Below are 11,618 nucleotides of genomic sequence, written 5' to 3'. Positions count from 1 at the left end.
CCCGGTGCCGCGCGTAACCACCTTATCGATCTCCAGCACCGTGCCCGGCTCCACCTCTTCCAGCGTTTTCAGGGCTGAATAGTAAGGCGTGAAATCGGGCAGGGTGGCTTTGAAGAGTTGCTCGTAGCTATCGATAACGAAGTAGGTTTCTTGGAAATCGTCGATGCGGTAGCGGGTGCGCAGCAGGCGCAGCACGTCGAAGCCGAGGCGGTTGGGCTCGGGGCTTTCCAGCGCAAAGCGGCTTTCGCCTTCGCTGGAGACGATGCCCGCGCCGTAGATGCGCAGACCTTCGGGCGTGTTAATCAGGCCGAATTCGACCGTATACCAGTAGAGCCGGGCAAGGTTATCGAGCGTGCCGAGGCGTAAAGCCTTCAGGCCGCCCTCGCCATAGGCCTGCATATAGTCGGCGAACATCGGGTTCGACAGCAGGGGAACGTGGCCGAAGACATCGTGGAAGACGTCCGGTTCCTGGATGTAATCGAACTGATCTTCGCGGCGGATGAAGCAGGTGGAGGGGAACCTCCGGTTGGCGAGATGCTCGAAGAAAATCGGTTCCGGCACCAGCCCCGGCACGGCGACGATTTGCCAGCCGGTGCGGCGGCCCAACTCGTCGTTCAAGCGGCGGAAATCGGGGATGCCGTCGGCGGCAATCGCCAGCGCGTCGAGCCCAGCCAGAAACTCCGGTGCCGCGCGGCCCTTCAGAATCTCGGCTTGGCGCTCGAACAGCCGCCGCCAGCGGTCGTGCTCTTCCGGCGTATATTGGTCCCAGGCCTGGGTAATGGTGAAATCGTCGCGCTCGGAGGGCGGCCGGTGGGGATTGAGTTGGGGATTGGCGGCGCTAAACGCGGCTTCGCTCTGGGTCTGCATGAAATCTCTCCCGAAAGGGGTTTTGGGAGATAGTTGCACTAGAAACTAGATGGGTCCAGCAGTTTCCGTATCCTCGTCCCGCCGCTGCGGCGCGATTTGCGGAAAGACTGGGATCAGCGCCCCACGCCGCTTGGGCGCTTTGCGCAGCGGTGGAATGGCGTAAAGCTGTTTGGAGGCTTCGACCAGAATGACGCCCGAAAAGCTGGGAAACCAGCGCTGGCCGAAGGCTTCGAACGCCGGGGCCAAGCGCAGCATCATCCGGCTGTTGGAGGGGGGGAGCGAGAGGGCCAGCGTGTGCCGTTCCGGCGTGAACAGATTATCGCGCAGCAACCGCGAGACCTGCCCCGGCGAATAGGGCGAACCCGCGCCGAAGGGGGTGCGGTCGAGCCGGGCCCAGATGCCGCGCCGGTTGGGTACGACGATCAGCAAGCGCCCACTGCCGCTCATCACCCGCCAGATTTCCCGCAGCATCGGGCGCAGTTGCTCGGTGCGCTCCAGCGCGTGGACCAGCAGGACCCGATCAATCGATTCGTCGGGCAGCGGCAGATCGTCGTCATCGGAGAGCGCGACCAGATTGGCCCCATCAGGCGGCCAGCGCATCACGCCTTGGGCGGCGGGCATCAGGGCGACGGTCCGCGCCGTCTCGTCCCGGAAGCTGCGCAGGTACGGCGTCGCAAAGCCGAGGCCGAGCACATTCTGCCCGGCGACCTCCGGCCAAAACTCCTGCATCCGCTTCACCAGAATCCGCCGCGTCGCTTGGCCTAAGCGGCTGGCGTAAAAATCGCGTAAGTCGACGACATCATCATACATGGGGGGAGTTTAGCGTATATTGCTCGCAATCGCACGCTCTGCCCCACGCCAGCGATGGGGCTTATCGGAGACCTGAAATGCTTCCGCGCGAAATTCGCTTCGCCTATCTGATCGAACCGCCGTTTTGCTACCGCGACGCGGGCGGCACCGTGACCGGCTACGATGTGGAAATCGCCCGGCGCGTCTTGAGCGCCCTCGGCGTCGCCACGGTCCAATTTATCGAAGCCGAGTTTGCCGAACTGCTGGATGGTTTGACGGCGGGGCGCTGGGAGATGACGACCGGCCTGTTTATCACCGGGGCGCGGCGTGAACGGGTCGATTTCAGCCGCCCGATATGGGCGCTTGCCGACGGGCTATTGGTGCGGCGGGAGAGTGCGCCGCATATCGACGGCTATCTATCGCTCGCGCGGTCGAGCGCGCTCCGCCTGGGCGTGATCCAGGATCAAGTGCAGCATGAGACCGCCCGCCGCCTCGGCGTGCCGGACGACCGGATTGATATTTTCGGCACCTATGAGGCCGCCGCCGACGCCGTTCGGACGGGCAGCATCGACGCCTATGCCAGCGTCGCCCTCGCCCATCGCGGCTATCTGGCGCTCAGCCCCGATCCGCGCTTAGCCGTGGTGAGCGTCCCCGAAACCGAGAAACGCCCTGAAACCGGTGGCTTTGCCTATGCGAAAGGCCGCACCGATCTGCGCGCGGCGGTCGATACGGCACTCGCGGCGTTTTTCGGCACACCGGCGCATAAAGCCCTTGCGGCGCAGTTCGGTTTCACGCCGCAGGCCTGACCGCTAAGCGCCATACCCCGCGCCGAACAGCAACGTATCGCGCTGTTCCAGATCTTTGGCCAACTCCTCATTCACCGCCGCGAACAGGTCGCGGATGGAAATGATGGCGATGATCTGGTCGCCGTCGACGATGGGGAGATGGCGGAACTTGCCCTTTTCCATAATCTTCAACGCCTCGCGCGGGCTGGCGTCGGGGGGGAGTGTATGCGGGTCCAGCGTCATCACGTCGGCGATTTTGGTCGTCTCTGGATTGCGGCCTTGCGCCACAACGCGGGTGAGCAAATCGCGTTCCGAGAAGATGCCGACCAACCGCCCGTGTTCGACGACCATCGCCGCGCCAATGCGGCGGTCGCTCATCATTTCGGCGGCGGACAGCACCGTCTGGTGCGGGGTAAGGGGGGCGAAAGCCTGGGTATCGCTCACGATTCCCGGTACTAGGGTGCGCTTCATGATCTCTCCTCCTATCGTCACAGGGTCATTGCCCTCAGCGCGGGTTGTCCCGCTTAGCTAACTATTAGCTTGTGACGAATAGGAGTCCCTTTCAAGGGGCAAATCTTACCGAACCGTTAAAATCGGTAACACGCTCGCCTCCGGCACGCCATCGCGCACGGCGGAGGAGCCGAGGCCGGTGCAGACGACGAAGGTGAGTTCCCCCGCCTTGGCTTTCTTATCGAGGCGCATATGGGCCACCAGCCGCGCCGGATCGAACGGGCCGCCGCAGGCGCTTTGATCGACGGGCAGGCCGCAGGCGGTCAGATGCGCCACCAACCGCGCCCGATCGGCCGCCGAACAAAGCCCGAGGCTAACCGACAGGTCCATCGCCTGCACCATGCCGATGGCCACCGCCTCGCCGTGGTAAAGCCGGTCGGAAAAGCCAGTTTCGGCCTCCAGCGCGTGACCGAAGGTATGGCCGAAGTTGAGCAGCGCGCGCTGCCCGCCCTCGCGCTCATCGGCAGCCACAATCGCGGCTTTGGTTTCGCAGGAATGTTTCACCGCCAGCGCGAGCGCGGCGGTGTCGCCTGCAATCACGGCCTGCCCGCCGCCCGACTCAAGCCACGCAAACATATCGGCGTCGCTGATAACGCAATGTTTGACGATTTCGGCATAGCCCGACCGGCGCTCACGCACGGGCAGCGTGGCGAGACAGTCGAGATCGGCCAGCACCAGACGCGGCTGGTAGAAGGTTCCGACCAGATTCTTGCCCGCCTTGGTATTGATCCCGGTCTTGCCGCCAACGGAGCTATCGACCTGGGCCAGCAGCGTCGTCGGGATCTGCACGAAATCGACCCCGCGCATCGTGATCGAGGCGGCAAAGCCGACCAAATCACCGATCACCCCGCCGCCCAAAGCCAGCAGCAGCGTGCCCCGATCCACTCGCAATTCCAGCAGCCGGTCCACCAGCGTGGCGATCCCATCCCAGCTTTTGCTGCCCTCGCCCGCTGGAACGGTGACGCTTTCGACCGTGATGCCCGATGCGCTGAGTCCGGCGACAAGGCGCGGCAGGTGCAGCGGCCCAACGTTGCTATCGGTAATCGCCACCACGCGCGTGCGGCCCTTCAGCAGCGGCGCAATCCAGGTGCCCGCCCGCTCCAGCAGGCCGGAGCCAATGAGGATCGGATAGGCGCGGTCGCCCAGGGCAACCGACAGGCGAACGGGCTCGTCAAGAATAGTCATCGGATTACTCATTGTGAACGGCGGCCGCGTTGGCGGCAGGGGTATAGGCCATCAGGGCCGCAAGGACACGGTCCACCATCTCGTCAACATCACCCGCGCCGCCATCGACGATGATATCGGCCCCGGCATAAACGGGATACCGCACCTCCATCAACCCCGCCAGAATTTGGCGCGGCTCACCCTGGTTCAGCAGCGGGCGATGATTGCGCCGCGCGGTGCGACGGACCAATTCGTCAAGCTCGACGCGCAGCCAAATCGAAATGCCCTTGGCGGCAATCGCGGCCCGCGTGCGCGCATCCATGAACGCGCCGCCGCCGGTTGCTAGAATATGCACGGGCTCATCCAGCAAGCGCGCGATCACCCGGCGCTCGCCGTCGCGGAAATAAGCCTCGCCATGGGTAGCAAAAATCTCAGGAATGCTAAGCCCGGCGGCATGCTCGATTTCAATATCGGCATCGCGGAACGGCAGGGCCAAACGATGGGCCAGCTTGCGGCCAACCGAGGATTTCCCCGATCCCATCAGCCCGACCAGCACAACCGTCCGCGATGGTTTGAAGCTCGCAGCATCGGGAACGGACGGGTCAGGCTCGGCAGAGTGGGACATCAAAGGTTCGTCTTCGCATTGCGGGAATCCAGCGCTTGCCCCACTATGCGCGGGACGCGGCGGGCGAACAAGCCCGCTTGGTCGGTGATGCACAGAACGTCGCCTCGTCCTCCTAAGCAAAACGGTGGATCGGGGTTGAGACGGAGGGTAAAAAATGGCGCGGCTTGGGTTGATCCTCGGCGGATTTGTGGCTTTGGCTTTGATCGGCACGTTTGTTTTGTTCGCAACAGTCTCGATCCCAGCCCCGAAAACCCCGATCGAAAAACAAATTGCGAATGAAAAGCTGGCGAAGTAGCCCGAAGCTGCCCAGCGCAGCAACGGGGCTCTTCCTCTTAGGGCTTGCTGCCGCGTCGGGCGGGGCGGGGGCGGCAACCGTTAGCCTGCCCCCCGCCGATCTCGATGCCATTGGCCTGCCAAGCCCGACCGACCCCAGCGGCCCACCGCCGCTGCCGCCCGACCTCTGGCAAGAGACCAGCCGGACCACCGTGGCGCAGTTTCTCCAGCGGCTGCCGCGCGATTTGCCATCGGCAACCCTGCGCAGTCTCGCCAAACGCTTGATGGTTTTAGAAGCCGATCTGCCCGCCGGCCCGCCGATCCAATCGGGTGATGCCGGGGCGCTTTTGGGCGCACGACTGATTGCGCTCACCCAATGGGGGGAGGGCGCCTCGGTCGATGCGATTTTGGCGCGCGTGCCCGCTCGGCGACTGGCCCAGGAAGATCTAACCCGCGCTCAGGTTTTGCGCGCCTTCACCGCCGGGCAGGAAGCCGATGCTTGTGCCCGCCACGCTCAGCGGCAGGGCGTAGAGGATGGGTTTTGGCTCAGCATCCGCCTTGCCTGCCTGCTGCTGCGCGAGCAGCCGAAAGAGGCGGCCGCGCTGCTGAAGCAAGTCCGCGATCAAACCGCGCTGAACCCGGTTCTGACGGCGCTGGCCGACCGATTGGGTAGCGGCAAACCCTGGGCGGATTTCCCCTGGCCACAGCAACAGCCGGTCTCGATCCCCGCCGCCGCCGTCTTGCGCGCGCATGGGCTTGTGCTGCCCGGCCTTGAAAATGTGTCGGGAACGGGCGGGGCCGCCTTAGCCCTGCTCGCCGAAGCGCCGAATGCTCCCCCCGCCCAGCGGCTTGCGGTGGCGGAAGCCGCCGCCCTGCGTGGGGCTCTCCCGCTCGCCCGGCTCGATCTGCTCTATCGCGAAGTAGGCGCAGGCCAGGAACGCGCCGCCGCCCATGTCGCGCTCTTGAGCGCAACTCAGCCCGCGCAACAGGTGGTGGCGCTGGCCGATGCGTTGATGACGGCGCAGCGGGCAAAACTGCTCCCCCTGGCGGCCCGCCTCTACGGTCCGCTCCTGCGCGCCCTTCCCGTTCTTCCCGGTGCGATCCCGCAAGCCTCGATCATCGCCCGCGCGCTGCTGCTGAGCGATACCCCCCGTGCAGCCGCCCCTTGGGTGACGCTGCTGCGCCGCTCCGCCGAGCGTGACGCCAGCGCCCAAGCCGATTTACCGCGCCTTGCCATTCTCGCCCGCTTGGCCTTCGGCGAGCAGGCCGCACTGGTCGATACCCCCTTGCTACAGGATTGGGTCGAAACGCAGCCCCTGCCCGACCCTGCGCTGGTGACGCTGGTTTTCGCCGCCTTTGACGGGCTGGAAGAGCCGCTGCCGCCCTTCGCCTGGGATTTTCTAGCAACGCCGACCAATCGCAGCGGCGAAGCGTTCGACGATGCCGCTGGCTGGTTGCGCTTACGCGCGGCGGGGCTGTCGGGCCGGGTTGGCGAGGTTGCCATTCTTAGCCTCATTCTGTCGGAAGGACGCACCCCCGGCCCCGGCGAAGCGTTGCACTTAGGCGCGCTGATTTCGGCGTTGCGCTATGGGGGGCTTGAAGAGAGCGCGCGGGCGCTGGCGCTCGAAAGCCTCATCCAGGCGGGCCTGTGAGCGCGTCCTCGTGAGTCTCGATCCGCACCTTGATGCGTTTTTCGAAATGCTGTTGGCGGAACGCGGCCTGTCGGCCAATTCCCTAAAAGCCTACCGCGACGATCTATCGGCGACCGGGCGGTTTCTCGCCCTGCGGCACACCGACCTTACCCGCGCCAGTGCCGCCGATCTGGGTGCCTATGTGCAGCAATTGGGCGTTGAAGGCTATTCACCGCGCACGGCGGCCCGGCGACGCGCGGCGCTGCGGCAATTCTACCGCTTTCTGTATCTCGACGGTCGCCGCAGTGACGATCCTTCGACCGGGCTGGAAATGCCGCGCCTGGGCCGCCCGCTCCCCAAACTCCTGTCAGAAGCCGAAATCGACGCGCTGCTGGCCGCCGCCGCCACCCGCGATGAGCCGGGCGCGACCCGCCTCAAGCTCATCATCGAGCTTATCTACGGTTTGGGCCTGCGCGTTAGCGAACTCTGTTTCTTACCCCTCGCCCCGTTCCGCACGCGCGGCACAGCCCCGCCGCCCGATGCGATCACGGTACGCGGCAAGGGCGAGAAAGACCGGCTGGTGCCGCTCACCCCGGCGGCGCAAACCGCCTTGGCGCTGTATCTGCCGCTGCGCGACCAGTTCTTAGCCGAAAAGCAAACCTCGCCCTATTTGTTCCCAGAAGCGGGCTCGGCCAAGCCGATCACCCGCTTTTGGGTCACCTCGACGCTGAAGCAACTGGCCGTGACGGCGGGGATCGATCCGAAGCGGGTTTCGGCCCATGTGTTGCGGCATAGTTTCGCCACCCATTTGGTCGAAGGCGACGCCGATTTGCGCTCGGTGCAGATGCTGCTGGGGCACGCCGATATCGCCACGACGCAAATTTATACCCATGTGGCCGCCCCGCGCCTGAAAGCGATGGTGAATGACCATCATCCGCTCGCCCGGCGCGGAAAGCCGACCCCCGAATGATTGACGTTCAGGCTCGGGCTTCCTAAATTTAGCGTAGGTTTTTAGCGCACCAGAAGGGAACTCCCACCGGCATGGTATCGGTTATTTCGGAACTGAACGACCGATCCCGCGAGATTTTCCGGCATATCGTCGATGCCTATGTGGAAACCGGGGAGCCCATCGGTAGCCGCACCCTGTCGCGCCGCCTGGGCACCACCCTGTCGCCCGCGACCATTCGCAACGTTATGGCGGATTTAGAGGAAGTTGGGCTGCTGTTCGCGCCCCATACCTCCGCCGGGCGCGTGCCGACCGAGGCGGGATTGCGGCTCTTCGTCGATGGCTTGCTGGAAATCGGCGCGATCAGTGCCCAGGAACGCCAAGCGCTCGATGCCCAATGTGCCGTGCGCGGGCGCTCGTTGGAACAGGTGCTAGAAGAAGCTTCCTCCGCCCTCTCCGGCCTGTCGGGCTGCGCGGGCATGGTTATGGCCCCCAAGCGCGAAGGCGCGCTGCGGCAAATCGAATTCATCGCCCTCGGCCCCAATCGGGCGCTGGTGGTGATGGTCAGCACTGACGGGCAGGTGGAAAACCGCGTGCTGGACCTTCCGCCCGGCCTGCCGCCCTCGGCGCTGACCACGGCGAGCAACTATCTGAATGCCCGGCTCACCGGCCAAACGCTCGCCGAAACCCGCGCGGTGGTGACGGCGGAAATGACCGCGCAGCGCGCCGATCTTGATAGTCTCACCAGCCGATTGGTCGAACAGGGGTTAGCGGTTTGGGCGGAAAGCGAGGCCGACCGGCACGATGGCTACCTCATTGTGCGCGGTCAGGCCCATTTGCTCGAAGATGTGACGGCTTTAGGCGATCTGGAGCGGATTCGCGGGCTGTTCCAGGCGCTCGAAGCGCGGGAGGGCGCGCTCAGGCTGCTCGAAGCCGCCAATGCCGCCGAGGGTGTGCAGATCTATATCGGCGCGGAAAACCCGCTTTTCGCGCAAGCCGGTTGCTCGGTCGTGCTCGCACCCTATACAAACGCCCGCGACCAGATCATCGGCGCGATTGGCGTAATCGGCCCCACCCGGCTGAATTACGCCCGGATCATCCCGATGGTCGATTATACTGCCAAGCTGATTGGCCGAATCTTGCGCTAACCCGCTGTTTATTTACCAGGAGTATCCTATGTCCGAAGCTCAACAGACCCCGGAAACCGGAACGGAAGAAACGGCGGCGCAGGCCCAGCCGCAGCAGCCCGATCCGTTCGAGGTGATCGTCGCGCTTCAAGCCGAAGTCGCCAACTACAAAGATCAAGCCCTGCGGGCGCTCGCCGAAGCGGAAAACACCCGCCGCCGGGCCGAACGCGACCGCGAAGACGCGTCGAAATACGCCGTCTCGGGTTTTGCGCGCGATCTTCTGTCGGTCGCCGACAATCTGCGCCGCGCGCTCGATGCCGTGCCGCCCTCGGAAGATGAAACCGTGAAAGCCCTCGTGACCGGCGTCGAGGCGACCGAACGCGAATTGCTGGCCATTTTCGAGCGCCGGGGCCTGACGCGGATCGAGCCGATGGGCCAAACCTTCGATCCGAACCTCCACGAAGCCGTCTTCGAAGTCCCCAACACCGGGCAGCCGACGGGTACCGTGGTGCAGGTGCTGCAATCGGGCTATCGCATTCACGACCGCCTGCTCCGCCCGGCCATGGTCGGCGTCGCCAAGGGCGAGGCGGGCGCGCAGGTCAATACCTCCGCCTAACCGGCCTTGACGGTTCTCTCAGAAAAGCGGCTTCGGCCGCTTTTCGTTTATCCTGGTCAGAAGTCCCAGGGCGAGATGAGGTTAAGGCCCGTCGTTCGGAAATCGTTAAGATTGCGTGTGGCCAATCTCCCGCCATTGACTTTGGCAATGGCGGCGATCATGCCATCGGGCACCGACATACCGCCGCCCTGGCGCGAGGCTTCGCCCATAATCTCGCCATAAGCGAGGGCCGCATCCTCGGTAAACCCGAAAATCCTATCGGCGAAGCGATGTCGCAAGTCGATCAACTTCTGTTCCAGCCGCGCCGCACGCTGCTCGGGCCGTATCTTCGCAATCCCGAAGGCAATTTCGGCTATGGTAACGGTTGGCAGAGCCAGGTCCGCATCATACCGAATAAGCCACGCTGTTACTGCCTCGTCTGGCGACTTCCGCAGCGTTTCGGAAATCACATTGGTATCGAGAAAAATCACAGGTCTATCCCTGGATGGGGTGTGCGCAATTCCCGAATAACGCTTTCCAGATCAATATCTTCCCCGTCGTCGGCCCGTAACCGCGCGTAGAAGGCCGCCGCAGGTTCACGCCCCGCTTCGCGGATCTCATAGGCTTCCAATGCCCGCTCCACAATATCGGCGATAGACCGGTTCTCCCGCCGAGCGAGGCGATGGGCAACCGTGCGCGCCTTGGCGCTGCGAACAGATAATTGCGGTTCGGCCATCGGGCATCTCCTTATATTTGACAGGGTAAACCTCATTTACTCTGCCATCAAGATGGCATACCGCAGTTTGACGGCTCACCATCATCCCACAGCATCCAAAAAACTTCTCGACGCGACCCCATTCTCGCCACAGTCTATTCGTAAATAAAGCGTTAATGCGAACCCTGACCCTCAGGAGGCACGATGGCATCGCTTTTCTCCCGGCGTCCGCGTCGCATAACCTGGATCGGCTTGCTTCTCGCCCCGCTCCTGAGCTTTCCCGCCCTAGCGCTTGATCCCGCCGAAACAAGGCACCTGATGGACCGGGTCGGCTTTGGCGCAACCCCGGCCGATTTCAGCCGCTTTGCGCCCTTGAGCCGAACCCAGGCGGTTGAACTCTTGCTGGCGGAAACGCGGCGCACGCCGGTCACGCCCCTGCCCGATTTCCTCGGCCAGGATCGCGCCAATTTCAGCCGCATCGGCCAAATGGCCGCCGACGAGCGCAAGGCCTGGGAAGACAAGATCAGCGCGCAGGGCAAGGCAATGAAAGCCTGGTGGATGCAGGAAATGCTCACCACCCCCTCGCCACTCACTGAACGGATGGTGCTATTCTGGCACAATCATTTCGTCAGCAGCTTCAATAAGGTGCGCGACCCGGAAACTCTGGTGCGGCAGAACCTCACCTTCCGGCGGTTGGGATTGGTCGATTTTCGCGGGCTGCTGACGGCTACCGCCCGCGACCCGGCCATGATGCTCTATCTCGACACCCCCCAAAACCGCCGCCAAGGCCCGAACGAGAATTTCGCCCGCGAGTTGTTCGAGCTGTTCACCTTGGGTGAAGGCCATTATTCTGAGGACGATATTAAACAGGCCGCCCGCGCCTTTGCTGGCTGGACCGTCGATCAGCCCACCGGGCGTTTCAAGCTGAACCCCGGCGCGATTGACCCGGAGGTGAAGACAATCTTCGCCAAATCCGGCCCGTTCGACGGGCAAGACGTGCTCGATCTGGTGCTGGACGACCCGCAAACGGCGAAGTTTATTCTGGGGAAACTCTGGCTAGAGTTCGTCTCGGATACGCCCGATACCGCCGTGCTCGCGCCCATCGAACGGCAGTTCGCGGGTGATTGGCGGATCGACCGGGCGCTGGCGGCGCTCTTGGAATCCGATGCCTTCTGGGCACCGGAAAACCGGGGCCGCTTGACGAAATCCCCCGTCGATCTCGTCGTCGGCACGCTGCACCGGCTGAATCTGAAGAATCTCCCGCCCGACCAAGCCGCCGAGCAGGTGCGCCGCCTGGGGCAAGATTTGTTCGAGCCGCCCACCGTGCGCGGTTGGCCCGGCGGCACGGCCTGGATCAATACCGACACGCTTTTGCAACGGCGCGAAGTGATCGACCGGCTCGTGCGGGGCCAGTCCCTAACCGCCGATGACTTGCGGGCCGTCGCCCCGCAAGCCCCCATCAGCGTGACCCTGTTGGCGCTGCCGCCCCGGCAGAATCCGCCCGCCGCCCCGGTCGCGCCGATTGCCGCCAATAGCATCGCCCCCGATCTCGATGCGCTGCTGCGCGATCCGGCCTATCAGGTCAAATAGG

The 11,618-nt window shown here is 64.1% G+C and carries 14 protein-coding genes; 7 read left to right on the top strand and 7 right to left on the bottom strand.

Features of this window, described 5'->3' with window-relative positions; all coding sequences use genetic code 11:
• Nucleotides 1-867 (bottom strand): phenylalanine 4-monooxygenase (gene phhA / locus ACIQ36_RS06655; RefSeq protein ID WP_395827194.1); only part of this gene is annotated, 867 nt, incomplete at its 3' end.
• A 45-nt stretch (nucleotides 868-912) separates the two neighbouring features.
• Nucleotides 913-1,677, bottom strand: coding sequence for a methyltransferase domain-containing protein (locus tag ACIQ36_RS06650; protein WP_395827191.1), 765 nt, complete (start codon nucleotides 1,675-1,677; stop codon nucleotides 913-915).
• Nucleotides 1,678-1,754: 77 nt separating this feature from the next.
• On the opposite strand from ACIQ36_RS06650, the gene ACIQ36_RS06645 reads away from it, so the two are divergent.
• Nucleotides 1,755-2,462, top strand: a complete 708-nt coding sequence (locus tag ACIQ36_RS06645; protein WP_395827188.1) for a transporter substrate-binding domain-containing protein — start codon at nucleotides 1,755-1,757, stop codon at nucleotides 2,460-2,462.
• A 3-nt stretch (nucleotides 2,463-2,465) separates the two neighbouring features.
• Here ACIQ36_RS06645 and ACIQ36_RS06640 read toward each other — a convergent pair whose 3' ends face one another.
• The 3 genes from ACIQ36_RS06640 to ACIQ36_RS06630 all read right to left on the bottom strand — a co-directional run bounded on the left by ACIQ36_RS06640 (nucleotide 2,466) and on the right by ACIQ36_RS06630 (nucleotide 4,740).
• Entirely contained in the window at nucleotides 2,466-2,912 is a 447-nt protein-coding gene (locus ACIQ36_RS06640) for a cyclic nucleotide-binding/CBS domain-containing protein (RefSeq protein WP_395827185.1), read from the bottom strand.
• 105 nt (nucleotides 2,913-3,017) lie between these two features.
• Nucleotides 3,018-4,136, bottom strand: a complete 1,119-nt coding sequence (gene aroB, locus ACIQ36_RS06635; RefSeq protein ID WP_395827182.1) for a 3-dehydroquinate synthase — start codon at nucleotides 4,134-4,136, stop codon at nucleotides 3,018-3,020.
• A 4-nt stretch (nucleotides 4,137-4,140) separates the two neighbouring features.
• Nucleotides 4,141-4,740, bottom strand: coding sequence for a shikimate kinase (locus ACIQ36_RS06630; protein ID WP_395827179.1), 600 nt, complete (start codon nucleotides 4,738-4,740; stop codon nucleotides 4,141-4,143).
• Between the two features lie 154 nt (nucleotides 4,741-4,894).
• Here ACIQ36_RS06630 and ACIQ36_RS06625 point away from each other — a divergent pair, with 154 nt between their 5' ends.
• The 5 genes from ACIQ36_RS06625 (at nucleotide 4,895) to grpE (ending at nucleotide 9,333) form a co-directional block, all read left to right on the top strand.
• Complete coding sequence (locus tag ACIQ36_RS06625; protein WP_395827175.1) at nucleotides 4,895-5,035, top strand: hypothetical protein; 141 nt, start codon at nucleotides 4,895-4,897, stop codon at nucleotides 5,033-5,035.
• Nucleotides 5,016-6,665 (top strand): hypothetical protein, encoded by a 1,650-nt coding sequence (locus tag ACIQ36_RS06620; RefSeq protein WP_395827172.1) that lies wholly within the window; start codon nucleotides 5,016-5,018, stop codon nucleotides 6,663-6,665. The genes ACIQ36_RS06625 and ACIQ36_RS06620 overlap by 20 nt, the downstream gene beginning before the upstream one ends.
• Before the next feature lie 10 nt (nucleotides 6,666-6,675).
• Complete coding sequence (locus ACIQ36_RS06615) at nucleotides 6,676-7,614, top strand: tyrosine recombinase (protein WP_395827169.1); 939 nt, start codon at nucleotides 6,676-6,678, stop codon at nucleotides 7,612-7,614.
• 71 nt (nucleotides 7,615-7,685) lie between these two features.
• Complete coding sequence (hrcA, locus tag ACIQ36_RS06610; RefSeq protein WP_395827166.1) at nucleotides 7,686-8,738, top strand: heat-inducible transcriptional repressor HrcA; 1,053 nt, start codon at nucleotides 7,686-7,688, stop codon at nucleotides 8,736-8,738.
• Between the two features lie 28 nt (nucleotides 8,739-8,766).
• Complete coding sequence (grpE, locus tag ACIQ36_RS06605; protein ID WP_395827163.1) at nucleotides 8,767-9,333, top strand: nucleotide exchange factor GrpE; 567 nt, start codon at nucleotides 8,767-8,769, stop codon at nucleotides 9,331-9,333.
• Nucleotides 9,334-9,389: 56 nt separating this feature from the next.
• Here the strand turns inward: grpE and ACIQ36_RS06600 are convergent, their stop codons facing one another.
• Nucleotides 9,390-9,803, bottom strand: coding sequence for a type II toxin-antitoxin system VapC family toxin (locus ACIQ36_RS06600; protein ID WP_395827160.1), 414 nt, complete (start codon nucleotides 9,801-9,803; stop codon nucleotides 9,390-9,392).
• The gene (locus ACIQ36_RS06595; RefSeq protein WP_395827157.1) at nucleotides 9,800-10,048 is read right to left on the bottom strand and encodes a hypothetical protein; all 249 of its coding nucleotides are present in this window, start codon (nucleotides 10,046-10,048) and stop codon (nucleotides 9,800-9,802) included. The genes ACIQ36_RS06600 and ACIQ36_RS06595 overlap by 4 nt, the downstream gene beginning before the upstream one ends.
• Before the next feature lie 183 nt (nucleotides 10,049-10,231).
• On the opposite strand from ACIQ36_RS06595, the gene ACIQ36_RS06590 reads away from it, so the two are divergent.
• Nucleotides 10,232-11,617 carry a DUF1800 family protein gene (locus tag ACIQ36_RS06590; protein WP_395827155.1) on the top strand — a complete coding sequence of 462 codons (1,386 nt, stop codon included), beginning with the start codon at nucleotides 10,232-10,234 and terminating at the stop codon, nucleotides 11,615-11,617.
• The last annotated feature ends 1 nt before the right edge of the window (nucleotide 11,618 follow it).

It is taken from the genome of Elstera sp., from assembly GCF_044372965.1.
Classification (GTDB): Bacteria; Pseudomonadota; Alphaproteobacteria; order Elsterales; family Elsteraceae; genus Elstera.
Note: the sequence above shows the minus strand (reverse complement) of the source record. Positions and strands in the feature narration are given on the sequence as shown.